The sequence below is a fragment of the Paenibacillus oralis genome, from assembly GCF_003863965.1.
GTDB lineage: Bacteria > Bacillota > Bacilli > Paenibacillales > Paenibacillaceae > Fontibacillus > Fontibacillus oralis.
Genome location: NZ_RRCN01000001.1, coordinates 3,570,677 through 3,595,291 on the forward strand (window position 1 = coordinate 3,570,677; position 24,615 = coordinate 3,595,291).

The window sequence follows — 24,615 nt, forward strand, 5'->3', positions numbered from 1 at the left end:
ATGATTCAGGATAATGTGGATAAATTTGTGCATAATTCGCCTAAATGTTTTCGTTTTGTAAAATAAAAAATTTTTGTGAAGGTGTTGTAAAATCCATCCTACGCTTCGGCTAACGTTTCCCATTCCTCATAAGCGGAGGATAACTGCTTCTTATGCTGTTCGATCGCGGCTTGTCGTTCCTGAACCGCCATGTAGTCCTGATAAACCTCGGGCAGCGCAAGTTCGCTCTCCAAGGCGGCGATGTCGCCTTCCAGCCTGGCGATCGTTTCCTCGAGCTGCTCCAGCCTCCGCTGCCGGTTGCGTTCTTCGCGTTTGGCCTGCTTGTCGGCTTCGTAAGAAGCGGCTCCCGATTTCTGAGCGGCGGAGGCCTGCTCCGGCGCAGGAACAGCCCGGTTGGCCGCGCCCGCTTTAACCTCGCCGGCTCCAGCTTTTTCCGCGGCAAGCTCCGCAAGTTCCTGTTTTTTCGCCAAATAATCGTCGTAATTGCCCAGGAAATGCTCCGCTCCGTTCGGATGCAGCTCCACGATGCGCTCCGCGATTTTGTTCAGGAAATAACGGTCATGGGATATGAACAGCAGCGTGCCGTCATACTCGAGCAAAGCGGACTCCAACACCTCTTTGCTGAACAAATCCAGATGGTTGGTCGGCTCGTCGAGAATCAGGACGTTCGCTTTTTGCAGCATCAGCTTGGCGAGCGCGACGCGGGCTTTTTCCCCGCCGCTTAACGCCGCTACCTTCTTCAGCACGTCTTCGCCGCTGAACAGGAAATTGCCGAGCACGGTGCGAATGCGCGCCTCTTCCATATGGGGAAAGGCGCTCCACAATTCTTCGAGCACCGTATTGACCGGATTCAGGTTGGTCTGCTCCTGATCGTAAAAGCCGATTTTCACCTTGGCGCCCCAAGTGATTTTTCCGGCGGCAGGCTTCAGATCTCCGGTCAACATTTTAAGCAGCGTCGATTTGCCGATGCCGTTGGGTCCGATCAGAGCGACCGTCTCTCCGCGCTGCAGCGAAAAGGAGACATTTTGGAACAGCGGTTTCTGCTTGTTCTCGAACGAATAGGCAAGCTGATCGGCCTGCAGCACGTCCTTGCCGCTCATGACCTCGGCTTCAAAGGAGAAGCTGGCTCTTTTCAGATCGCCCTGCGGACGGTCGATGATGTCCATCTTTTCCAGCATCTTGCGCCGGCTTTGGGCCCGTTTGGTCGTCGAGGCTCGGACGATGTTCCGCTGAATAAAAGCTTCCGTCCGGGCGATTTCGTCCTGCTGTTTTTCATATTGCTTCATTTGGCTTTCGTATTCCGCCGCCTTGAGTTCGATAAACCGGCTGTAGTTCCCGGTGTATTTGCGCGATTGATGGCGTTCGATTTCGACGATGGAGGTGACCAGCCGGTCCAAGAAATAGCGGTCATGGGACACAACCAGCAGGGCCCCGGAATAATTCCGCAAATAATCCTCCAACCAAGTCAGCGTTTCGATGTCCAAGTGGTTGGTGGGCTCGTCAAGCATCAGCAGATCGGGCGCCTGGAGCAAAATGCGCGCCAGCGCCAGCCGGGTCCGTTGTCCGCCGCTTAACGTAGAGATGACGGTGTCCGGCGGGAAATCGCCGAAGCCCATGCCGTGCAGAACGCTGCGGATGCGGGTCTCGATCTCGTAGCCGCCATGATCCTTAAACCAGTCCGATTTGAGCGCATAGCGGTCGAGCAAATCCTGATGCGCTTTCTCGTCCCGGGCCAGCTCGGGATCGGCGATCTGCTCTTCCATCCGCCGCAGCTCGCGCTCTGTTTCGGTCAGCGGGGCAAATACGGCGAGCATTTCCTCCCATATGGTCCGGTCCGACTGCAGTCCGCTGTTTTGCGCCAGGTAGCCGATTGTCGTTTCCTTCGCTTTGAAGATTTGACCGCCATCATAGGATAATTCACCAGCTAAAATTTGCAGAAATGTCGATTTGCCGGCACCGTTGACGCCCACGAGACCGATGCGGTCCCGTTCAAGCACTTGCAGGTTGATACCCTCCAGTACGGCGGTAACTCCGTATAATTTTGTAATGTTCGTAGCTTGAAGCAGCATATCTGATCCTATCCTCCAAAAACATAAATATTTATCATTAGATTATGATCCATACTTGTATATTTAGTGTACATGAAACGTACGTTAAATGCACCGCTCATTGACGGGAACGCACGGCCGTTTTATCGTTATCGGTTTAGTTTTCATTTTCATATAACAATGATAAACTAGTTCATAGAGATAACTCGACTTTTTTTGCATAATTGATGAAGAATTGCGCATTTTTGCCGCGTACGGGAAGGGGACGGGGGATGGAGCTTGCGGAAGCGAAACAAGAGCTGCGCCGGCGGATGACCGGAATTCGGGCAAATATCCCTGAAGCCGCGAGAGCAGAGCAGTCGGCGGCTGCGGCAGCCTGGGCCGAGCGGGACGTGCTGAATCCGCTGCGCCAAAAACGGGGCGGCCGGCTTAACGTGATGAGTTACGTGTCCTTCCGGGACGAACCCGACACGCGTCCGCTGATCCGCAGCTGCCTTGCGCAGGGAGACCGGATGCTCGTCCCGAAAATCCGCGAAAATCGCATGCTCTCTCTGCACGAAATAAGCGCGGAGGAAGGTTTGGTTCCGGGCACCTGGGGGATTCCCGAACCGGGGGACGAAACGCCGGTTTGGCCGCCTGCCCGGTATCCGGAGATCGACCTTATCCTTGTGCCGGGTCTGGCCTTTGATCGCAGCGGCGGACGGATCGGCTTCGGGGCCGGATATTACGACCGGCTGATCGGGGAATTGGCGGAGCGCAGCGGAGGAACGGGCCGGGTGGTTCTGGCCGCGCTGGCCCTGCAGGAGCTGATCGTTCCCGGCAAGGTTCCGATGGAGCGGCATGATTTTAGGCTGGACCTGCTGTTTGCGGCAGCCGGAACGATATATATGAAGGAAAGTAGTGATAAGCTTGATGAACTCGGAATCGGGACAAGGGATGACTCACTTTAACGAGCAAGGCAGAGCGCGTATGGTGGACATTTCCGGCAAAACGCCGACCGTCCGCGTCGCCGTGGCCGAAACGAAGATTTCGATGCTTCCCTCCACGCTTGAGGCGATAAAAGAAGGCCGGGTTGGCAAAGGGGACGTTCTCGCCGTCGCCCAGGTGGCCGGGATTCAAGGCGCGAAGCGGACGTCCGATTGGATTCCGATGTGCCATCCCCTGCCGCTGACGGGCGTGGATATCACGTTCACCGATAATGGGCGGGACGAGCTGTTTGTGGCGGCCACGGTGAAAACGGAAGGGAAAACCGGCGTCGAAATGGAGGCGCTCACAGCGGTTTCCGCCGCGGCGCTTACCGTGTACGACATGTGCAAAGCGCTGCAAAAAGACATGGTGATCGGCCCGACGCTGCTTCGCTCGAAAACGGGCGGAAAAAGCGGAGATTACGTCCGGCCGTAGGGCTGGGCAGGGCTTAAGAATACGGAACTCGGCATGGATGATCCCAGCATGAACGTACTGATTTGGAGTTCCTACATATGGATAAGGAGGGTGACTTCATGGTTTGGAAAACAGCGATCCTTACAGCGAGCGACAAAGGGGCACGAGGCGAACGTGAAGATACGAGCGCCCAGGTTATCCGCGAACTGGTGGAAGAGGAGTTGGGCGGCGAAATCGTGGAATACCGGATCGTTCCCGATGAGCCGGATGAAATTATTGCGGCTTTGATTGAAATGACCGATTATTTTCATGCGGATTTGGTATTCACCACCGGAGGGACGGAGCTGGCGATCCGTGACGTCACCCCGGAAGCGACGAGACGGGTCATCGAACGCGAGGTTCCGGGCATGGCGGAAGCGATGCGATATGCGGCGATGCAAAAAAATCCGGCGGCGATGCTGTTCCGCGGGATTGTCGGCATCCGCGGCCGCACGCTGATCGTCAATTTGCCGGGTACGCCGAAAGGCGTGCATGAGAATTTGGCGGCCATTATGGAACAACTGCCGGAAGCGCTGCTGATGGTAACCGGTCAATTCCGCTTGTAATCGCCCGCACTTTTACCGTCTTTTTTTGCCGGAATGTAAAATAAATAGACTGTAACTGTGACATTCGTTATGGTATGATGTGGGCGTGTGATTAGAAACGTGTCATATCCCTGCCTATTTAATGGACGTAGCGAAAGGAGACTGGTGCGATGAGCGCAGGCGGATTTTTGTTGATTGTGATCGCGGCGTTGCTGCTGTTTGGACCGAATAAATTGCCGGATTTGGGACGGGCCGTAGGCCGGACGTTCCGGGAATTCAAAGAGGCGACGCGGGACATTGTGGACGATGTGCCGGAAGTGAAGCGGACGGAAGCAGCCCCTGCCCGCGCCGAAAGCCCTAAACCGGAGGACCGCCGGCTGCCGGAATGAGCTCATGGCGGGAAAAGGAGGACGGTTGATGGCTGAAGAGCAGGAGCTGCAGAGTATCGTCGACCATCTGTCGGAGCTGCGGCGGCGGTTGATGCTGGTCTGCATCGTTTTTGTCATCGTGCTGGTCGGCGCTTTTTTTGTGGTCGATCCGATTTATCATTATTTGACGACAAATGCCTTTTCCGGCGCGAAAATCGAACTGAACGCCTTTTCGTTTTGGGACGGCGTCGGCGTCTACATGAAAATCGCCATGCTGGTGTCGCTGGGGATTACGCTCCCGTTTACGCTGTACCAGGTCTGGGCGTTTGTCAGTCCGGGGCTGAAGCCGGCGGAACGCAGGGCGACCGTGAAATATATTCCGTTCGTATTTATCTGTTTTTTGGTAGGGCTCGCCTTCGGCTATTATGTCGTATTTCCGTTAGCGATGTCGTTTACGGGGTCGCTCAACAAGCAGCTTGGTTTGGTCGAAACGTACGGCATGGCGGACTATTTTAAGTTTATGATGAACCTCGTTTTGCCGATTTCGCTGTTGTTCGAGCTGCCGCTTATCATTTTGTTTTTGACGCAGCTTAGGATTGTGACACCGAAACTGCTGCGGAAAATGCGCCGGGTCGCTTATTTCGCGCTCGTCGTTATTTCGGTGATGATCACTCCTGCCGATTTATTCTCCGCTTTTTTGGTGCTGATTCCGCTCGTTATTTTGTATGAACTGAGCGTGCTTTTGTCGCAGCGGGTGCATAACAAGATCGTGGCGGCGGATGCGGAGCGGGCGGAGAAATATAAATAAGGAACGCGCCTTTGGGATGGGCGTGTTTTTTTGTGCATGCGGTTGGTGTTGCGGCAGGTTGAGGCTCTTGGCGGGGCAGCTCGGAATATTTTTCCAACCTAGAGGATACAATGGGAAGGGCGTCTTCGCGCCTATAAAATATAGAAAAAAATTGCACAAAGGAACTTGAAATCTGTCCGCAAGTTGAGTAATATAAAAGTGGTTGTTAGCACTTGAGCAGATCGAGTGCTAATACATATGATCTTACAAACCCTTAAACCCAACATATTCAAAGGAGGCTGTTTTTTCATGATCAAACCATTAGGTGAACGCGTTCTGGTACAACCGATCGAGCAAGAGGAGACAACGGCATTTGGCATTGTGCTTCCGGATACGGCCAAGGAAAAACCGCAGGAAGGCAAAGTAATCGCCGTAGGCAGCGGAACTTTGAAGGACGGGGTGCGCGTTCCGCTTGAAGTTAAAGAAGGCGACCGCGTGCTGTTCTCCAAATACGCCGGAACCGAAGTGAAATACGAAGGCAAAGAGTATTTGATTATGAAAGAAAGCGACATTCACGCGATCATCGGCTAAGAACAGCCGGTAGGCGAAATATAACGACCATTGAATTTTCATCCAACATTTTCAGGGAGGTAATCTAATCATGGCAAAAGAGATCAGATTCAGTGAAGACGCCCGCCACGCAATGCTTCGTGGGGTTGACGCTTTGGCGAATGCAGTAAAAGTAACGCTTGGACCGAAAGGCCGCAACGTGGTGCTCGAGAAAAAATTCGGCAGCCCGCTGATCACGAATGACGGTGTTACGATCGCTAAAGAAATCGAACTGGAAAACGCTTTTGAAAACATGGGCGCCCAGCTCGTTAAAGAAGTAGCTACCAAAACGAACGACGTTGCCGGTGACGGTACGACGACCGCTACGGTTCTGGCGCAAGCGCTGATCCGTGAAGGTTTGAAAAACGTTACGGCAGGCGCCAGCCCAATCGGCCTCCGCAAAGGGATCGACAAAGCGGTTCGCGCAGCCGTTGAAGAATTGAAGAACATCTCCAAAACGATCGAAGGCAAACAATCGATCGCGCAAGTTGCCGCTATCTCCGCCGCTGATGAAGAAGTTGGCGAATTGATCGCCGAAGCGATGGAAAAAGTGGGCAAAGACGGCGTTATCACCGTGGAAGAATCCCGCGGTTTTGCCACCGAACTTGAAGTGGTGGAAGGTATGCAATTCGACCGCGGTTACGTATCTCCTTACATGATCACCGATACGGACAAAATGGAAGCCGTACTCGACAATCCGTACATCCTGATCACCGACAAGAAAATCAGCAGCACGCAAGAAATCCTGCCGCTGCTGGAAAAGATCGTTCAACAATCCAGACCGCTGCTGATCATCGCTGAAGATATCGAAGGCGAAGCGCAAGCGATGCTGATCGTGAACAAACTGCGCGGCACGTTCAACGCGGTAGCCGTTAAAGCTCCTGGCTTCGGCGATCGCCGCGAAGCGATGCTACAAGACATCGCCGCTCTGACGGGCGGTCAAGTGATCACCGAAAAACTCGGCCTTGACCTGAAGAGCACGGCTGTGGATCAACTCGGTAACGCACGTCAAGTTATCGTTACGAAAGAAAACACGACGATCGTGGACGGCAGCGGCGACAAAGCCGACATCCAAGCTCGCGTGAACCAAATCCGTGCGCAACTGGAAGAAACGACTTCCGAGTTCGACAAGGAAAAACTGCAAGAACGTCTGGCTAAACTGGCTGGCGGCGTAGCGGTCGTTAAGGTCGGCGCGGCTACGGAAACCGAGCTGAAAGAACGCAAACTGCGCATCGAAGACGCTCTGAACGCAACTCGCGCAGCCGTTGAAGAAGGTATCGTATCCGGCGGCGGCGTGGCGCTCGTGAACGTATATGGCGCGGTGGCAGCCGTTAATGCTGAGGGCGACGAAAAAACCGGTGTAAACATCGTGCTTCGCGCTCTGGAAGAACCGGTTCGTACGATTGCCGCTAATGCCGGCGAAGAAGGCTCCGTAATCGTGGACCGTCTGAAGAAAGAAAAAGTGGGCATCGGATACAACGCCGCTACCGGCGAATGGGTGAACATGATCGAAGCCGGTATCGTGGACCCTGCAAAAGTAACTCGTTCCGCGCTGCAGCACGCAGCTTCCGTTGCCGGTCTGTTCCTGACGACCGAAGCGGTGATCGCCGACAAACCGGAACCGGAAAAACCAGCCGCTCCGGACATGGGCGGAATGGGCGGCATGGGCATGATGTAATAAGGGCCACCCGCCCTTATGCATCAAAGTTTCCGTGAGCGGAAACGCCGTATAACCACATAAACTATTAAAAAAGCTTCTCCGGGCATATGCCCGTGAGAAGCTTTTTTGCAGTCATCATGGATCAGTTTTTCATTGGTGAACTACCATTGGGTTAATTTGTTTATTCAGATAGGTGAGCAATGCGTGCTCATAACATCAGTCTCTTAGATTTTCAATAGTGTCATTCCGTATTCATTCGTAACAAAGTTCATATCCGCATCTCGAGAGACCAGTATCAAATTTGCTGTAAAGGCAGTCGCGATGATGAGGGCATCAGGAGTTTTTATTTTCCGCCCATTGCTTCTTTGCTCGCTTTGTATAGAGGCAGCTTTTCTTGCAATAGCGGAATCAACATGGATCATATGCTTGGAGGAAAACATTCGTTCCGCTACTAAAAACTGATTGTGTTTGATTCCGCTCAATACTTCGCATTCCGTAATCGTCGAAAAGAATATTCGCCGTTTTTCATTTTGGGCTTGCCGTACCAAATCTACAGCCGAATGATCGTTATCCAGAATGGCGATGACAATGTTGGAATCGAATAAGTACCCGGAGTTGTTGTGGGTCATTTTCCCCAGCCCTCCCGGGACTCTTGAATGTGATCTAACAATTCTTGTGCTTCTCCGGGTTTCAGAATCCCAGCCACGCTCAGAATATCATCGACGGAGTAATCATCGAAATCCTCAATGGTTTCTGTTTCAAGATCAATGACAAGTTTTTTGGTGGAAATATTGTTTTCGGCTAAAAAGTCTCTTAAGTCTTTTGCTATATGAGGGTGGAGTTTACGTACCATTGACATGGAGAATCTCTCCTTTATCAGAATATGAGGACTGAATCGTTTGATCTCAGTGAACCTCAGTTTTCTTTACATCAATTATACCCGATAACAGAACGAATAGATACTTCTGTTCGGATCGTCAATCGCCCCACTTAAATGTCGCCCCTTCTCTACAGGATATAGTGGATCAAGCAAAACCGGGGGACCGCATTGTGTTGCCGGAAGGCAATTATTCCGGGCCGGTCCTTATTAATAAGCCATTAATCATTTAGGGTTTGGGCAAGGCGTCATTATTAAATGAAGAACCCGAATCGGCGATGACGATACAAGCTGACGGGGTAACGGTTGAGGGACTGCGCATTTTTCAGAAACAAGGCGGGGAAGAACTGGCGGAGTATGAGGGACGGCATATATCTGGAGGACAGCAAAAACTTGGATATTACGGGCAACCAGATTTTTGGATCACGCTACGGGATTCATTGCATGTATATCGATGGAACGAAAATCGTGGGAAATCGGGGCGAACATAATGTCACCGGGGCTATGATTATGGGGGTTACAGATGTGCTGGTCTCGGGCAACTCCTTCGCTAAACAAAGCAGCAACGTCAATTCGCAAGGCATTTTGCTGTATGATGTGCAAACGTCGCTGGTTGAGAACAAACGACCGCCAGAGTAAATTCCCTGGCGGCTCGTAACGGAGTTACAAGTAAGACAATACGTCATTGTATTGGTGCAATGGAACGGCTTTGTTATGACGGTTCGAATTAAGGTTCGCATTACGGTTCGCATATTCGAAGCTTCTTAGTCCCGTGTCAACGTGAAACGTTCGCAATCCAAGCATGAAGCCGCACTGCAAATCGATTTCGCTGTCACCGATGAGAAGGTCGGCGGGGGTGGCCAGGCGTCGAAGCGAATCCCATTTCGGATTGATGCTCAAGGATGGCGGTACCAGGTCGATTCGTTCAAAAGGAGCAACCATATTCAGCCGCTGCAACTGCCGGACAGCGTGCTCATGATTCCTTCTGACCGAGATTAAGTGAAGCCGATAATTTGGCTTCAACTGAGCGGCAAAAACACGAATCCGCCCGATAGGTTGATCCAGTTTCAGCAGGGACTCGCTTTCCAGCTTGTCTTTCTTCCACAACATGTAATTGGAAATGAGTTCTTCCGCAGCAGCCGGATTATCCCGAACCGCGTGGCGTATGATCGCATCGTCCCGAACCAGCTCCCGTTTTTGCTTTTTGTATTTCTGAAAGCTTGGGAAGGGGAGGCTTTGGCGCTCGAAAAATGAATCCATGACCGTATAATACCTGAGCCAAACGTCAAGCAAGGTTCCGTCAAGATCGATATAAATGACGGGCATTTTAGGGCTCCCCGGTGAACCACTCTTGATAATACCGGTACATCGTCAGCCCTTTGGGGGGGACAATGTTGGATACGTCGACAGGCTGGTTCAACATGATCCGGATCATCAGATTGGGGATGTCGTAGCCTGCGGCAACCGTTAAAGGCAAACCGCCGGAGGCAAATCGCGTGTTGAAATCGGTCAGGAACAGACGATTCTCCCGGTCCGCAATGTATTGAAAATTAACAGGCCCTTCGATTTTTAGATGGGCTTCTATTTTATGCAGGATCGAAGTAAGCACCGCCGCCGATTCCGCTTGCCTTGTGATGACGACGGCGCCCCCGTTCATTTTAACGCGCTCGCGCGCATTGGACAGGACAAGCCGGTTGGATTTATCGAACAAACAATCCACCGTAAATTCCGTTCCCTCGATAAAATCGGTGACCACGTATTCTTCCAGCTTTGACGACCAATATCTGTAATCAGCATCGTTTTCCAGCTTGCAGACATTTCTGCTTCCGCTGCTCGCGGCAGGTTTAATAATCGCAGGATAAGAAAGGGGAGGATGGGTTCCATAATACCGTGGAACGGGAATGCCGATGGTTCTCATCGTCTCATATAATGTCTTCTTGTTATGGAGCCGCTCATGGGTCCCCATATCACAGACGAGCAATTGAACGCCCATCTGTTCAAGCTGCGCTTTCCGTTGGGCAAAAAAAGGCGTGTCATAAGAGGCGACAGGGAAAATAATATCGATGTTCTCCTTCAAGACAATCTCGTAGATGGCTTGCTCGTAATCGGGATCATGGCAAGCAGGGACTTGATAGAAAGCGGAAGCCAGGTGCCTTGCGGCGGTATGCCGATTGCTATCGGCCGCCACAATGCGGTAATGGTAATTCTCTATGGTTTGATGACTTAAATGCCGAATCAAAAAGGTGCCGGACAACCCCCCTGCGGACGGAATCAAAATATTCAGCGTTGCATTAGCTTCCATAGTAACGCTTCACTTCTTGTTCGACAAGCGGCCAAACCCGCGGAATGGTCGTCTGATAGGCGCCTTCCGTCCGCGCGAATTCCAGGCCGTTTCTGGCGATTTCCAAGCGTTGGTCCTCATGCTGCAAATAATAGTGAATTTTCGCAATCGTCTCCTCGGGCGAACTGGATACTTCACAGTTGATCCCCGGCTGCAAACGTTCGCGAACCCCCGGAGAATCCGACGTAAGCAGAAATCCTCCACACGCCAAAATGTCGTAAGTTCGGCTGCTCAGTTGATCTTCTACCGTCTGTATGCTGATATTGATCTTAGAGGAGCTGTGAACTTTTGGAGTTTCGTAATAGGGAAGAGTTCCATACAGCATTTGCGGATTGGCCGTAATGCCAATCATCCTGGGAAGCTCGTCATGCCAGTCGTTTCCGCGGATACGTGTATCGAAAGGGGCGTCAAACAGCGGGTAAACCAGGTCAGCCAGACTTTTTCGGCGGAAAATATCTCTTAAGAATTGTCCGTTGGCTACGACCGAGACATCGCAAACATATTCGGGAACGATTTGTAACGGCCGTTGGAAGGAGGGGTTGCTTCCCACGTCGAGATATGTGGCGGGGATTCCCTTTTCTCCATATTTTGGCACACAATGTTGGCTGCGTGTCAATACAAAATGCGTAGGAACCGTCTCGACATAAAATCGAGACCAACCGTCGTAGTGCAGCCAATCCTCCTCGGCAAAATATAAATGGAACAAATTATACTTTTGTAGGATTTGAGGCAGCAGATCCGTTTCATTTTGCAGCGCATCCCATCCCATTCCGAAGGTGATATCGGGCTTGAAATATTGAACAGCTTCATCGATCAGCTTCTCGTCCAATTCGCTGATATGGAACACTTCATGGCCGATTTCCTCCAAGACCCATCCTACATTCATTCGATGGTGTTCGGCTTTCATCAAAGCAAGTATTTTCATGGAACACATTCTCCTATTCAGATTGTTGTTGTTTTAACCAGCTATTCGTTTCTCTTAAGCCTTGTTCAAGCGTATACTTGGGCCCCCAATGTAAATCCTGCCGAATCAACCGGCAATCGACCGAACGGTTTGCGATGTGATCGATCGGACGCTTGGGCAAAAAAGAGAGAGGATAATCGCGATATCCGTTAATGGAAGCAATGGTTTCGGCAAGCTGCCGTATATTCGTTTCGATACCGGTACCAATGTTGTAAAGTTTCCCGATGCTATTTCCGGAAACGGCAGCCAGCAGGATGGCATCGATCGCGTCCTCAACGTAAGTGAAATCCCGGGTTTGCAACCCATCGCCGATAATCGGGAAAGGTTCGCCATGGTGAAGGCATTCGAAAAATTTGGCAACGACGCCGCAGTAAGGGTTTGAGGTTACCTGTCCTGGACCAAACACATTGGATAATCTTACGGTGGTCACGGGCAACCGGAAATTCCGGAAGTACATTTCAAAATAATGTTCGGCGGCAAATTTGCTCGCAGCATAGGGCGCCGTGATTTGGTAATAGGTTTCGGGTGTAGGGCGAACCGGGGCATTTCCATAAACGGAAGCCGTTGAAGTATATACGATTCTGCGTAGCGAGGAGCATAGAGCCCGGGTTTTCTCAAGTAAAACGAAAGCGCCGTACAAATTCGTGTCAAAATCTTTTCGCATGTCGATGACGGACACGCTCAAGCTGCTGCAAGCCAAATGAAATACCCATTCCACACGCGGCAAGACTTCTTCCAATAGGTCTTCCTGGTAGTAGCTTCCTTGGATGAAAGTGACCTTGTCGGAGGAAATAACAGCATCGCGGCTTCCGGAGGAAAGATCATCAATAACATAAACGTGATCGGCTAACGGCTCGATCCTTTTTAATAATTGGGAGCCCACAAAGCCGGCCCCACCTGTAATCAGTACGCGACCGAATGCCATTTGTTTATCACTCCTTTCGATTTTTCATTGTATGAATCCGGCAGGACGGTTGGCTGTACGCTATCCTACACCACAAATAGGTAATAGCTGAATTACAATGGGGAAACTCCCACATATATTGGTGTACGAAAGGAAATAATCGACTTTGGGGAGATGAAGCAATGAAGGTCTTAAGAGCCTATGAGACGGGCCAGGGACAAGCTGAATGGATAACGAACGGGCTTCGGGACAGGGAGCTGCAGGTGGATGTCTATAATTGGGGCCAACAATCTCTTCAACAATTTAACCCTAGTGATATTCTTCATATTCATGGTTCTTTAGCTGCATATGCCGCGTTGCCGGAATTATCAACGTATCTGGAAAATAGCCAGGTGGTCCCCCTTATTCACTATGAAACCAAGGAGATTCGTACCCGGGACGAAGCCGTTCGCACCAACTTTTACGCTCATTTGGATGAGTCCTATGACGAAGGTGCTGTAGACCGTCTCGAACAATGGTCCGTACTTTTTCCGGCCTGCATTGTAGAAAACGAAGAAGCATTCCAATACGCCTCTAAATATCATGAAAGAGTATATATTGTCCCCTATGCCATAGATCCGGAGGAATTCAGCGGAGCGCCGGGCACCTCCAAGGAATCTTCAAGTGATCCCGTGCTGATTGTTCATCTTGGAGCGGATGTTTCTTCGGGGGGCGAATTTGTCGAGAAGGCAGTGTCGCTTTTGCATCAACAAGGCTACAGCATTCGTTATGAAAATGCGCAAAATCTTAGCCGCTCCGATGCCGCCCGGCTCATGAGCGAGGCGGATATTGTGATCGACCAGCTGCTGCACGGCTCGTATGGCATGGCGTCCGTTGAGGCAATGGCTTTGCGAAAGCCGGTTTTATCCCATCTTAGAGAAGATCTCATTCCGGCGATGGATCCGGAGCTTCCCGTTGTTTCGGCCAACCCCGCCACCCTATACCGCAAATTAATTCCGTTGATCGAAAGCCAGGAGCTAAGAAATAAACTGGGTCAAGCAGGGAAAGATTATGCCGCAAAAAATCATTACTTAGATGCTGTCATCCCGAAAATATTGGATGTGTATCGCCAGGAGCTGCAATTGGGACAAAGGCAAGTCCGGCCCATCGCGGCTGATCCGATTCCTGCAGCAGCTGATCCCGGCGGGAGACAGAAGGCTCCTTCGCCTATCAATGTACGACCAACCAGTGTCCCGAGAATCGCCGCTCCAGTGAACGCTGCTCCAGTACATGCCATTCCGCTGAGGCAAGCTGCTGAGGCAATACCCCCTTCGAATCCCGCCCCTTTGATTCACGTACCCGAGCCGCCAATTTCGAATGACCCTAGCGGGAAACAGCAACAACAAGAGACCGCTGTGAATCAGGGGAACATGAACAGCAATAAAAACCCCGGAACGTCCCAGGATTCGGCTCGAGGTTTGCCGAAATCCGCTCGCAAAGTTAAACGGTTGTCCGGGACAATGAAAACACGCACCATCTATCCGAAACAATTTAAGTCGGTGAACAGAACCGGCACGAAATCGGCTTCTTATGTTTATTTTGATCTTTCCGGACTTCCGAAATCCGCGATGATTAAAAAAGCAATCATGAAGCTGCCCGTTCGCCTGCAAAGGAAAGAGCGAGTATCCATCCAGCGAATCATAGGAAATTGGAACGCTAATTTAGCAATTCCGTCCGTTTATTCCAAACGTCTTTTCCTTCTGTCAGGCCCAAAATCCCATTGGAAATGTACAAAATGGGTTAGAAGATGGCATCGCAGACCGGATAAAAATTTCGGGATCTATACGAGTAAAAAATTAACCAGAACTCCGAAACTTCTCATTAAATATAAAAGCAAGTAGCGGCATTCATCCGGATGCTGAGGTTGGCGTGCCTAAGGCTGCCCGAGGGTGCGCCTTTTTCTTGTTCATTCCGGTTTCATTTGGAGCGTCGTAAACTCGGGGATAGGGAGATGTGCAACTTGTGCAATTTGGGCCGACAGGTATATGGCAAAAATAAGCTCAAGAGAGCGCCTTCCTTCCATCAAATCAACCAGTCCTGCTTCTTTTTTCTCCAGACAAGCTTGGATAAGGGTGCGGTACATTTCAACATGTTCATTTTGATCGGGCAGCAGGCGCATAGCTTCCTCTATGGAAAAAGGCTGATCTTCCATATACCAGCGGTGTATTTGATCCATCTTTGGACCGCCGATACTAATCACTCCTTTTTCCCCAAGGACAAACAGGGATTGTTCCAGATTTTCCGGCATTGTGACCGAATTAGCCTCGATCATCGCCTTGGCTCCGCCGGGGAACGATAAAATTCCGAACGCAACATCTTCGGTTTCTTTGGAGGAAAAACGGTAGCCTAATTCACCGTAAACTTGAGTCGGCATGCCTAGGTACCATTGCAGCAAATCGATGGCATGAATTCCTTGATTGAGAAGCATCCCCCCGTCATGCTCCCACGTTCCTCTCCAAGCGGAGGTTTGATAGTAGCTTAAAGGCCGGTAGATTCGCAGCTTTACGGAGGCGGCCAAAATCTTGCCCAACGCTCCTTCCTTAACAAGCTCGTGAATTTTCCGCATCAACGGACGATAGCGAAGCTGGTGGCACACTTGGACTATTAATTTCCGCTCGTTGGCGAGGCGGATGATTTCGTCCGCATCCCGCAAGGATAGGGCGATGGGCTTTTCAAGGATAACATGCTTGTTCGCCGTTAGAGCTTCGATAGCGATTTGCGCGTGCAGCCCCGAGATCGCCGCAATGACCACCACCGCAATCGAAGGTTCGGCAAGCAACTGGCGATAATCAGTGAAAAGCACCGGCTCGTTTTGCTGTTTATCTCCGCTTACCGAACGCCATAAGGCCGACATTCCTTTCATTCGTTCGATATTTACATCGCATAATGCGGCCAATTTTGCGTTGTTGCATTTCGCTATGGATGAAACATGCTTGGCGGCAATCGAACCGCATCCAATCAACCCGATCGCTAAGTCGTTCATTTAGTCCGCTCCTCTGTAGTTTCGCAGTATCGATACAATGTAATCCTGCTCGGATTCCAACAAAAACGGATGCAGCGGAATCGCAAACAATTGTCTGGAAAGCTGTTCGGATACAGGCAAATCTCCGGGCCGATACCCTAGCCCTGCATAAGCTTTTTGCAAATGGAGCGGACAAGGGTAATACACTCCCGCTTGCACACCGGCTTGCCGCAGCGCCGTGAGAAGCGGTTCCCTTGCCTTCGAACTGATGCAATACAGATGATATACGCTGTGGGCGCCGTCCGCCTCATAAGGGAGCTGAAGATAAGGAAGGGGTTCAAGGGATTGGCGATACCGGTCCGCTTTGAGTCTTCGTTGATTGTTCCATTGCTCGGCATAATTTATGGCCTCCAGGAGAATCAGGGCGTGCAGTTCATCGAGCCTGGAATTATAGCCGATCGTATCGTGATAATATTTCCTCGGGCTCCCATGATGCCGGAGCCGGGCAATTTGGGCCGCCGCATCCGGATCGGAGGTGACGACCATTCCCCCGTCCCCCATCGTGCTCAAATTTTTGGTGGGGAAGAAGGAAAAACATGCCGCATGACCAAAACTGCCGGCGTATTTGCCTTTAAATCGGGCGCCGAATGCCTGGCAAGCATCTTCAATGACGATGAGTCCGTACTTTTGGGCCAGCATGCCGATGCTTTCCATATCTGCCGGATGACCGAACAGATGAACGGGGATCATCGCTTTCGTTCGCGGGGTGATGGCTGCTTCGATCTTCGCGGGATCGAGATTGAAAGTGAGGGGATCGACATCCGCAAATACCGGCTTGGCTCCTTTGCGCGATATGGCTTCGGCCGTGGCAAAGAAAGTAAAGGGGGTTGTAATCACTTCATCCCCTTCGCCAATTCCGAATGCGTCGAGTGCCAGGGTTAAAGCGTCCGTGCCGTTTCCAACTCCGATCGCATGGGATACTCCCAACTTTTCGGCGAATGTTTGTTCCAGCAATTTTAATTTCTCGCCCATAATGTAATTTCCGCTGCTGATAAAAGCTTCGAATTGCCCCAACAACTTATCCTTGATGAATTCAAATTGACGTGACGGATCGGAAAGCAATATCATCTTGATTCCCTCCTCAACTTAGAAATTAGATTTTTAGTTATATAAATCTAGCTAACCTCCGATCGTTTTAATATGTAGATAGTATACGTACAGCCGGAAAACGCTGCCCTGGTCATTACCAATAACGAATTAACAAAAGGCTTTTTTAGCATATTGGCAACATTTCCCTCACTTTGTTCGTTATATAAAATGATGACTCACATTTAACACAGGAGGGAATTTAAGAGATATGAAAAAATGGAGATCCATCGCAGCAACCGTTGCAGCACTTTCGCTTATGTTTACAGCAGTCCCGATTCACGCCGAGGAGCAATTGTCCCAATCGGTGGAGCAAAATGGGCAAACCGCGCCGAACATCGATCAGGCCGTCTCGGATAAACTTACGGATGCACTAAACAAGCTGGCTCCGAATTCGAAAATTACGTTTACCAGCGTAGACGAGAATCTTTGGATCTTTGAGGGGACGCTGAGCGGGAAAGCCGAGGCGAGCTTCAACCAACTCTACAACCCGGAGAAAAACCGGGTAGAATCTACCTCGGTCATTTATGAGGCCGCTGATATGGATAAGGTGATGGACAGTACTTTGCGTTCCCGTGTAGCGTCCTTCCTGAAAACTTTTGATACCGACCAAAAATTCAAACCGGAAGCGCTCTGGAGAGTCTATTCCCCGTACCAGGAGGATAAACAGCTGCGCAATTACTGGGTATTTTTCGGCAATGCCCAAAACCTGTACATCGACTTGAACAATAACAACAGTATTACAGCAAGCATCTCCTATTCTTTAAACAGCGCCAAACCGCAGTTGAACAACAAAGCTTCCCGCGCCCTGAAAGCGCTGGGGATCAGCTCCACCAAACCTTTCGACTTCGTCACTCGCGAGAAGGAAGGGGATAAAAATTTCGTATGGAATTATCAGGACGAAAACGATTTTAACCATGTGCTGATCGGGGCGAAGACCGGTAAAGTCTGGGAAGTTTATAATATGATGGGGGAGGATTGGACCGATGAGAAGGATTTTGCCAAATCGTTTGCCAAACCGAAGCTGAGCAAGAGCAAAGCCTTGTCCGTGGCCAAGCCGGCGGTTCAATCGATCTTTTCGATCAATCTGAAAGGCTACTCGGTATCGATCAAAGCTAATGAATATACGTTCACCAAAAAAGGAGCTGCCACGCTGGTCGGCAAAATCAACAAAAAAGGCAAATTTTATTCGTGGCAACAAATCCCCGCGAACGGCGTTATTTCCTAAGCGGAATAACCGCAGCAAAAACAAAAAACCGTCCGATGATGAAGTCGGACGGTTTTTTCGCCTATACTCTAATATCCAAATGTTTGCCCCGGTTGGGATCCAACTGACTTTGTTCCAACATTTTCACCAGGTTTTGACCTTGGACTTCAGCCTGGTTTTTGGCCATGCTCAGTACTTGGATGCCGACGGCTTGGGAAAGTTTGGCTTGGCTCATAGCGCTTGATGCTGCTGCGATATCCATTTTCTCACCTCCTACCGGTTGTATCGGCATCCGCAAGCAAATCGATTAGTTTTGTTAGAAATTAAGGTAATTTTCAGCTTTCTGTAAGGTTCCTTTAAGCAAGGGCTGCTATATTTTAAATACTCCCTCTTCTTAATTGATATATATGAAGAAGCCGTCCCGAATAGGGGCGGCTTCTTCTGTTCTCTTAATGTTTATTTCAAATCTTCAATCGAATTGATATCGACGTAGTTTGGAACGACAAGCCCTGTTTTTACGCCGGTCATGTTCGGACCAAGGTCCTCCAATTTATCACCGTACTTATCCCAGTAGTCCGCATGGGTCAGCGGCAGCCAAGCGGCCGCGGTCGCATCCGCGTCGCCTTCGGCAACCCCGGTCCACATCGGGCCGGCTTCCACCTGCAACGCTTCTACCTTATAGCCGAGCTTGTTCTCGAGAATGTACTGCAGCAAATTCGTGCTGGCGATTTCCGAGTCCCAAGCGACATAACTCAGTTTGAGCTTGTCGCCGTTCACCGGCGTCAAGCCGTTGGTCCAGCTGTTCACGCGGTCCTCGTGGCTGTCCGCCCAAGCTTTAGCCGCTTCGGCCGGGTCCTGCCCATCCTGGATGGCGGTCATCATTTCGCCCATTTCGTCCGAAGTCCATTCGAAGCGGTCCAGGAACTCATAGGCTGTCGGCTGATCTTCTTTCAAGCCTTTGCGCGCCAGGGTGTGAATTTCCTCGGCTTCCCCGTACACTTTTTTCGGATCATCCAAATATTTCAGATCGTATTTGGCAAACATCCAGTGGGGCGTCCAGCCCGTAATGATAATCGGTTTTTGCGCTTTGACCGCTTTATCCAGCATCGCGGTCATCGCCGCGCCGGAGCCTTCGATCAGCTTCCAGTCGCTAAGGCCGTATTGTTCGATTGCGCTGGCCGTCGCTTTCATGATGCCCGCGCCGGGATCGATGCCGATGATTTCGTAGTTCACTTGTTTGCCGATGGAGTCGGCCCCCGCGTTTCCGCCGGCATTGCTTCCGGCGCCGGTACCGCCCGTTTGACCGCAGGCGGAGAGCAGCAGCGCTCCGGCCAATCCTACCAGCATCATCAGGTTCCTCGTTTTTTTCATCTTAGTCTCCCCTTTTTTTGGATTTCAACAAATTTTGCGTAAAGCGGTCCAGCACGATCGCGAGTACGACGACGGCCAGACCGGCCTCGAAGCCTTGACCGATTTTAAGCTGGGTCACAGCCCGGTATACGGTGGCCCCGATCCCTTGCGCGCCGATCATGGACGCGATGACGACCATGGACAGCGACAGCATGATCGTTTGGTTCACCCCGGCCATCAGCGTCGGCATCGCCAAAGGCAGCTCGACTTTAAACAGCTTCTGCCAGGACGTGGAGCCGAAAGCGTTGGCCGCTTCGGTTAATTCGCCGGACACCTGTTTGATACCCAGATAAGTGAGCCGAATCGTCGGCGGGATCGCGAAAATGACCGAAGCGATGACGCCCGGAACTACGCCCAGACTGAAAAAGGTAACGGCCGGCAGCAAATAAACGAACGCCGGCATCGTCTGCATGAAATCAAGCAGCGGAGCGACGATCCGGTGGGTAATTTTGCTGTAGGCGCTCCAGATCCCGATCGGAATCCCCAGCAGGATCGAAATCAGCCCCGACGTAATGACAAGACCGAGCGTATTCATCGTTTCCTGCCAATAACCCAGGTTATCGATCAGCAGAAAACCGATCACCGTAAACAACGTAAGCTGCCATTTGCCGATCAGATAAGCGAGAACTCCGATGATCGCGATAAACAGAAGCGGGTGAGGCAGCAAAAACAATCCGGCAAAAAAATGCACGATCGATTCGATGACCACGGACAAGCCGTCGAAAAATCCTCCCAAATACGTGCTCATCCAATCAACGATCGACTCAATCCAGTCGGCTAGCGGCAATTTCGGAATCGAGTTCATGAGCGGTCACCTCCTTCGTCTCATGATGAGTTTCACCGGCAAGCGCGCCGAGCACGGCGCCGCGGACGATGACGCCCAGCAGGCGTTCCTGTTCGTCGACAACCGCCAGCGGCACTTTCGACGAGCTTGTGACCTCAAACAGATCGCTCAGCACGGTATCGGGCATAACCCGCGGACCGTCCGTGATCAGAATGTCGCTGAGCGATGCTCCGGTTTTCGCCGCGGCCGCGGCGTCTTCGGCGGTAATGACGCCGAGCAGGCGCTTGCTGCGGTCGATCACAAACAAGTTGGAGATTCCCCGTTCGCGCATCAGTTCCAGGGCAACCCGCGGTCCGCGGTCCGGGTAGATCGTCTCCGGACGCCGCATCACGCGTGCGGCGGTCAGTACTTTGGACAGATCGACGTCCTCGATGAACCGCTCGACATAGCGGTTGGCCGGGTTCGTCAGCATTTCCTCCGGCGTTCCGATTTGCACTAGCGCGCCATCTTTCATCAGCGCGATCCGGTCGCCGATCCGCAGCGCTTCGTCCAAATCATGCGTAATGAAGACGATCGTTTTTTTCATTCTTTCCTGCAGCTCGAGCAGTTCGTCCTGCATGTCGCGGCGAATCAGCGGATCCAGCGCGCTGAACGCTTCGTCCATCAGCAAAATCTCCGGATCGTTGGCCAGCGCCCGGGCCAGACCGACCCGCTGCTGCATGCCGCCGCTAAGCTGCTCGGGATATTGATTTTCCCAGCCCTTCAGTCCGACGAGTTCCAGCGCCTGCATTGCTTTTTCCTTCCGATCGCTTTTGTTTACTTTTTGGACTTCAAGCCCGTATTCCACGTTTTGCAGCACCGTGCGGTGCGGGAACAAGGCGAATTTCTGGAACACCATGCCGATCGATTTTCTCCGCACTTCGCGAAGCTGCGATTTATTCATTTTCAGCAAGTCCTGTCCGTGCAGCAGAATTTCACCTGCCGTAGGTTCGATGAGCCGGTTCAGCATCCGCACAAGCGTCGATTTGCCGCTGCCGGACAGGCCCATGATGACGAAAATTTCCCCTTCGCGGATATCCAGGCTCACCTGGCCGACGCCAATTGTAATGCCTTTCTCCTTGAGCAGGCGTTCTTTCGTATAACCTTGCTTCAGCAAAGGTATGCCCTGCTCCGCGTGAGGACCAAACAATTTGCTTACTTCATGGACACGCAATATTTCCTTACTCATGTATTCACTCCTCTTCTTAACAACTTTGCCCTCCGATGCCTGACTTCGCTGCAACAAAAAGCAAGGCGAAGCGGGCAGCATCGCATCAACCTATGTATAACAGTCTAACAGGTAAAAGGAACATATATCAAAGCTCAAATCCGTACGTAAGGAACGTACAGAAAAAACTGAACGTAACGAATCTACAGATAACTCCCGTATGCTCCCATATCCTACCGAAGTCGCTTCTTTACATTTAGGCAGGCTTTCCTTAAGATAGAATAAGCGTTAGACTACGCAGTGTTAGATGGCGCCAACACCATAGAATCATGGTTCGCAATGAATAGGAGGTTGCAAGCATGAGCTTGGACCAGCTCACGGAAGAACAGCATGCGTCATTAATGAAGGTACGCAAGCGTGTTATAGAAGCGATTGGCAGAAATATGGACTTATATGGCATTTCTCTATCAACGGGCCATTTGTACGGGCTGCTTTTTTTTGCGGATAAGCCGATGACCCTGGATGAGATGGGCGTCGAAATGAGTATGAGCAAGACCAGTATGAGCACAGGCGTGCGAACGCTGCTTGATCTCAAAATGGTGAATAAAGTATGGGAGAAAGGCTCGCGCAAAGACTTATATGAAGTCGAATACGACTGGTATCAGACGTTTACCGACTTTTTCGCTATTAAATGGAGAAAAGCCGTGGAAGGCAACATTTTGGTGTTGCGCCGTTCCCTGGAAGAATTGAACCGTTGCCTGGCGAGTGAGCCGGAAGGACCGCTCCGCAAAGTGCTGGAGGAAGATGCTCGCAAAATGAGGGAAGCGGTAAAATATTACGAGTGGCTGGACCGTTTGATCGACACGATGGAAAGCGGGGATATCTACCAGCTCGTACCTAAACCTGAATAATACACACCTTATTGTAAAAAAAACGCTTATTCCCGAATCCGGCCTGAAGGTTGGCTGAAGGGAATAAGCGTTTTTTAATATACCCCGATGTTGTCCAGCATAATTTTGGCCGGGCCGCCGTCCAGACGAAAGGCCAGGCGGGTGATTCCGGCCGGCGGGTCAAAGCCCGGCTTCGCCGCGGCGAAGGCCGATAACGGCAGGCGGTAAGTTTGGAATACCGCTTCGGTAGGATGCTTGTATTTGCCTTCCGACAAGTTCCGCTCCAGCCACGGATGAATCGTAAAAGTGGTCTCGGGAAGCGGCGCTCTGTCCATAAACGCAGACAAAGGCAGGCGGGCGGCTATGCCATGGCCGTCGGTCAGTTCCACGCTGATTTCCGAAGCAGCCGCAGCCGAATCGTTTAATTCAAGCTCATGGCTTAGGTCCGCCAATGAGAAGGATAACCATTCGGGAGCGGACTCGCCCGATCCGGAAAGGGGGGCGCCTTGCTCCCATTGCAGTGTGTAAACCGAGCTGATCCCGCCGCTTACCATGCTTTCGCTGCGCTCCAGCACGATGCCGCGGGTAGGCTTGCTAACGTTATGCCGGTTTTTGGCGTTTTGCTCCAACCAGATGAGGCCGCTGGCCTCCGCTTTTCCGCCTCCGGGAATCGATGTTTTGCTTGTGTCCTCGTCATACCGGGCCCAGGCGATAAATGATCCGCTCTCAAACCGGTTATAATAGTCCGTATCCGGCAGCCAGGACATTCCGGTGCGATAGTCTTGGAACAGGGCAAGATATGACCCTTGATCTTGCTTCTGCCGTTGCAGCGCTTCCTCCAAAAATGCGGAAATATACACTTTCGCGATTTCCCGCTGTTCGTCGGGAGCCATCATGCCGCTTCGGCTAAGCAGGATGCCTTTCGGGTAACTGACGTCGCTTGCGCCCCAACTGCTGTTAAACTGGCTGTGGTTAGCATCGGCGATGTAGATCGAAGCTTTGAATTTATCCGAACTGCGGGAATAGGTTGTTCTTAAATACTGGCGGTCGCCGTCGAAGTCGTTGACATCGCCGTCCCGGGCGCCCTGCAGCGTTAAGTAGCTGACATCCCGCAGCCTGGTGTATTTGTTGTCCACCTTTTTATCGGTCGGGGCAATGGCTACCGCGGCTTGAATCCGGAACGAATCCAGGTTTTGCAGCGACGCGTCGGAACCGAACCAATTCCGGTAATCGGCGGCCATGGCCACCGCTTGCCCTCCGCGCGAGTGGCCGATCAGGGCGATTTGCCCGAAATCGATTTTCCCGTAAAACGGATTGCCCGGCTCGGCGGCAAACTTCCCGATTTGCTGCAAATGCTTCAGCAGCATCCAAGCGCGCACCTTCATGTCGTTGTCGGGAATTCCCGACCATGCCGAGTAGTTTAAAAAGTTTTCGTCCACCGAAACGGCCACATATCCCCGGCTGGCCAAAAGCTCGCCCAAATAAGCGTATCCCCCCTCGGAAAAGTCCTCCATCAAATGATTGCCGTGAACGATCAGAACAAGCGGATATGGCCCGGCGTCCCCGGAACTTCCTTCGCCCGCATCCGGCATCCATACCCGGCCGTTGACGGGTAGCGCGTGCTGGTCATAACCCCAAAACCAGGTGCGGAGCCGCGTCCAGCTTTTAATGTAAGCGGAGGCGTCCACCGATTCGGAGCGCAAATCCGTCTCTTTCCCGAATTCCGGCTGCCAGCGGTCTTTACCGCTCCCATAATATAATGTAAAAATTTGATATGTCCCCGGGTTCCCCGGATTATCGGCCGGCTCGAAAACACCCGAATCAGAGAGAGAAGCCGGCACCGAACCGGTTTGCTGCGAAACATCCGGCCAGACGGCGGCGGTAAGCCCGAACAACGCAAGCAGTGCAATCAGGCCGGCTTTGGTGCGAAGGGGAAGGCGCAGGCGGGCAACCCATGCGGCGATTATGCCGGCGATGGTTCCAGCCAGCGTCACCACGCCGGATATCACCGCGGAAGCGGCGAAGGGCACTTCATTAAAATAGAAGATGAAAAAAATGACGATCAGATCATACAACAAAATTCCCGCAAACAGGCGGGGGACCGGCACTCCGATCAGCGCCAGCAGGACCGCGGCCGCGTGAGCCGCGGCGAACATCCCCATCGTCCCCGTCAGCACAAACAGCAGCATGTCGAAGCCGGCTCCGAGGCCCGTAGGCATGCCCAAAGCCAGCAACATAAAAGCGAACATGCCGGCCCCCCAAGGACCGGCTGCCGCAAAACGCCAATAGGCGGTATCGTATCGGTAAGCGCCCTGAATCCGGCGAATCAGCCGGAAACGCAGCGCCGGTTTCTGCAGAACAAGTTCGGTCAGTATCTGAAGTTCCATAATTCCCCCCAACCCGCTTTAGACTTCCGCCGTTATTGTAACATGCCGGGTACGGGAGGAG

The 24,615-nt window shown here is 51.7% G+C and carries 25 protein-coding genes; 11 read left to right on the forward strand and 14 right to left on the reverse strand.

The window, feature by feature from the left end; all coding sequences use genetic code 11:
* Positions 1-98: 98 nt before the first annotated feature.
* The gene (locus EHV15_RS15955) at positions 99-2,069 is read right to left on the reverse strand and encodes an ABC-F family ATP-binding cassette domain-containing protein (protein ID WP_128632071.1); all 1,971 of its coding nucleotides are present in this window, start codon (positions 2,067-2,069) and stop codon (positions 99-101) included.
* A gap of 251 nt (positions 2,070-2,320) precedes the next feature.
* On the opposite strand from EHV15_RS15955, the gene EHV15_RS15960 reads away from it, so the two are divergent.
* From EHV15_RS15960 to groL, 7 genes are all read left to right on the forward strand, one after another.
* Positions 2,321-2,998, forward strand: a complete 678-nt coding sequence (locus EHV15_RS15960; RefSeq protein ID WP_128632072.1) for a 5-formyltetrahydrofolate cyclo-ligase — start codon at positions 2,321-2,323, stop codon at positions 2,996-2,998.
* Positions 2,961-3,449, forward strand: coding sequence for a cyclic pyranopterin monophosphate synthase MoaC (gene moaC, locus EHV15_RS15965; RefSeq protein ID WP_246061626.1), 489 nt, complete (start codon positions 2,961-2,963; stop codon positions 3,447-3,449). Before EHV15_RS15960 ends, moaC begins: the two co-directional genes overlap by 38 nt.
* A gap of 98 nt (positions 3,450-3,547) precedes the next feature.
* Positions 3,548-4,033 (forward strand): MogA/MoaB family molybdenum cofactor biosynthesis protein, encoded by a 486-nt coding sequence (locus EHV15_RS15970; protein ID WP_036625245.1) that lies wholly within the window; start codon positions 3,548-3,550, stop codon positions 4,031-4,033.
* 149 nt (positions 4,034-4,182) lie between these two features.
* Positions 4,183-4,401 carry a twin-arginine translocase TatA/TatE family subunit gene (locus EHV15_RS15975; RefSeq protein ID WP_128632073.1) on the forward strand — a complete coding sequence of 73 codons (219 nt, stop codon included), beginning with the start codon at positions 4,183-4,185 and terminating at the stop codon, positions 4,399-4,401.
* A 28-nt stretch (positions 4,402-4,429) separates the two neighbouring features.
* Entirely contained in the window at positions 4,430-5,188 is a 759-nt protein-coding gene (gene tatC, locus EHV15_RS15980) for a twin-arginine translocase subunit TatC (RefSeq protein WP_128632074.1), read from the forward strand.
* A gap of 288 nt (positions 5,189-5,476) precedes the next feature.
* On the forward strand, positions 5,477-5,758 hold the full coding sequence (gene groES, locus EHV15_RS15985) for a co-chaperone GroES (protein WP_036625239.1): 282 nt from the start codon (positions 5,477-5,479) through the stop codon (positions 5,756-5,758).
* 70 nt (positions 5,759-5,828) lie between these two features.
* Positions 5,829-7,454 carry a chaperonin GroEL gene (gene groL, locus EHV15_RS15990; RefSeq protein WP_128632075.1) on the forward strand — a complete coding sequence of 542 codons (1,626 nt, stop codon included), beginning with the start codon at positions 5,829-5,831 and terminating at the stop codon, positions 7,452-7,454.
* 206 nt (positions 7,455-7,660) lie between these two features.
* Here groL and EHV15_RS15995 read toward each other — a convergent pair whose 3' ends face one another.
* Both EHV15_RS15995 and EHV15_RS16000 read right to left on the reverse strand, forming a co-directional pair.
* Positions 7,661-8,065: a type II toxin-antitoxin system VapC family toxin gene (locus EHV15_RS15995; RefSeq protein WP_128632076.1), complete on the reverse strand. Its 405-nt coding sequence runs from the start codon at positions 8,063-8,065 to the stop codon at positions 7,661-7,663.
* Positions 8,062-8,295, reverse strand: a complete 234-nt coding sequence (locus tag EHV15_RS16000) for a hypothetical protein (RefSeq protein WP_246061628.1) — start codon at positions 8,293-8,295, stop codon at positions 8,062-8,064. The genes EHV15_RS15995 and EHV15_RS16000 overlap by 4 nt, the downstream gene beginning before the upstream one ends.
* Positions 8,296-8,670: 375 nt before the next feature.
* Between EHV15_RS16000 and EHV15_RS16005 the strand changes: the two genes are divergently transcribed.
* The gene (locus EHV15_RS16005) at positions 8,671-8,952 is read left to right on the forward strand and encodes a NosD domain-containing protein (RefSeq protein ID WP_128632077.1); all 282 of its coding nucleotides are present in this window, start codon (positions 8,671-8,673) and stop codon (positions 8,950-8,952) included.
* A 24-nt stretch (positions 8,953-8,976) separates the two neighbouring features.
* Here EHV15_RS16005 and EHV15_RS16010 read toward each other — a convergent pair whose 3' ends face one another.
* From EHV15_RS16010 to EHV15_RS16025, 4 genes are read right to left on the reverse strand one after another with little or no spacing between them, the layout of a single operon-like run.
* Positions 8,977-9,639, reverse strand: coding sequence for an HAD family hydrolase (locus tag EHV15_RS16010; RefSeq protein ID WP_128632078.1), 663 nt, complete (start codon positions 9,637-9,639; stop codon positions 8,977-8,979).
* Between the two features lies 1 nt (position 9,640).
* The gene (locus EHV15_RS16015; protein ID WP_128632079.1) at positions 9,641-10,615 is read right to left on the reverse strand and encodes an ATP-grasp domain-containing protein; all 975 of its coding nucleotides are present in this window, start codon (positions 10,613-10,615) and stop codon (positions 9,641-9,643) included.
* Positions 10,605-11,579, reverse strand: coding sequence for a CgeB family protein (locus EHV15_RS16020; RefSeq protein ID WP_128632080.1), 975 nt, complete (start codon positions 11,577-11,579; stop codon positions 10,605-10,607). Before EHV15_RS16020 ends, EHV15_RS16015 begins: the two co-directional genes overlap by 11 nt.
* A 13-nt stretch (positions 11,580-11,592) precedes the next feature.
* Positions 11,593-12,543, reverse strand: coding sequence for an NAD-dependent epimerase/dehydratase family protein (locus EHV15_RS16025; protein ID WP_128632081.1), 951 nt, complete (start codon positions 12,541-12,543; stop codon positions 11,593-11,595).
* A gap of 161 nt (positions 12,544-12,704) precedes the next feature.
* Between EHV15_RS16025 and EHV15_RS16030 the strand changes: the two genes are divergently transcribed.
* Positions 12,705-14,402, forward strand: a complete 1,698-nt coding sequence (locus EHV15_RS16030; protein WP_128632082.1) for a glycosyltransferase — start codon at positions 12,705-12,707, stop codon at positions 14,400-14,402.
* Positions 14,403-14,467: 65 nt separating this feature from the next.
* On the opposite strand, the gene EHV15_RS16035 is transcribed toward EHV15_RS16030, so the two are convergent.
* The gene (locus EHV15_RS16035; protein ID WP_128632083.1) at positions 14,468-15,544 is read right to left on the reverse strand and encodes a Gfo/Idh/MocA family protein; all 1,077 of its coding nucleotides are present in this window, start codon (positions 15,542-15,544) and stop codon (positions 14,468-14,470) included.
* Positions 15,545-16,651, reverse strand: a complete 1,107-nt coding sequence (locus EHV15_RS16040) for a DegT/DnrJ/EryC1/StrS family aminotransferase (RefSeq protein ID WP_128632084.1) — start codon at positions 16,649-16,651, stop codon at positions 15,545-15,547. It lies immediately after the preceding gene.
* 229 nt (positions 16,652-16,880) lie between these two features.
* On the opposite strand from EHV15_RS16040, the gene EHV15_RS16045 reads away from it, so the two are divergent.
* On the forward strand, positions 16,881-17,897 hold the full coding sequence (locus EHV15_RS16045; protein ID WP_128632085.1) for a hypothetical protein: 1,017 nt from the start codon (positions 16,881-16,883) through the stop codon (positions 17,895-17,897).
* 61 nt (positions 17,898-17,958) lie between these two features.
* On the opposite strand, the gene EHV15_RS16050 is transcribed toward EHV15_RS16045, so the two are convergent.
* The 4 genes from EHV15_RS16050 to EHV15_RS16065 form a co-directional block, all read right to left on the reverse strand.
* On the reverse strand, positions 17,959-18,138 hold the full coding sequence (locus tag EHV15_RS16050) for a YjfB family protein (RefSeq protein ID WP_128632086.1): 180 nt from the start codon (positions 18,136-18,138) through the stop codon (positions 17,959-17,961).
* A 194-nt stretch (positions 18,139-18,332) separates the two neighbouring features.
* Positions 18,333-19,247, reverse strand: coding sequence for a glycine betaine ABC transporter substrate-binding protein (locus tag EHV15_RS16055; protein WP_128632087.1), 915 nt, complete (start codon positions 19,245-19,247; stop codon positions 18,333-18,335).
* Between the two features lies 1 nt (position 19,248).
* Complete coding sequence (locus EHV15_RS16060) at positions 19,249-20,091, reverse strand: ABC transporter permease (protein WP_178075871.1); 843 nt, start codon at positions 20,089-20,091, stop codon at positions 19,249-19,251.
* Positions 20,051-21,298 carry a quaternary amine ABC transporter ATP-binding protein gene (locus tag EHV15_RS16065; protein ID WP_128632088.1) on the reverse strand — a complete coding sequence of 416 codons (1,248 nt, stop codon included), beginning with the start codon at positions 21,296-21,298 and terminating at the stop codon, positions 20,051-20,053. Before EHV15_RS16065 ends, EHV15_RS16060 begins: the two co-directional genes overlap by 41 nt.
* 338 nt (positions 21,299-21,636) lie before the next feature.
* Here EHV15_RS16065 and EHV15_RS16070 point away from each other — a divergent pair, with 338 nt between their 5' ends.
* A complete protein-coding gene (locus EHV15_RS16070) occupies positions 21,637-22,188 on the forward strand; it encodes a GbsR/MarR family transcriptional regulator (protein ID WP_128632089.1) in 552 nt (183 codons plus the stop codon).
* Between the two features lie 74 nt (positions 22,189-22,262).
* On the opposite strand, the gene EHV15_RS16075 is transcribed toward EHV15_RS16070, so the two are convergent.
* Complete coding sequence (locus EHV15_RS16075) at positions 22,263-24,554, reverse strand: alpha/beta hydrolase family protein (protein ID WP_128632090.1); 2,292 nt, start codon at positions 24,552-24,554, stop codon at positions 22,263-22,265.
* Between the last annotated feature and the right edge of the window lie 61 nt (positions 24,555-24,615).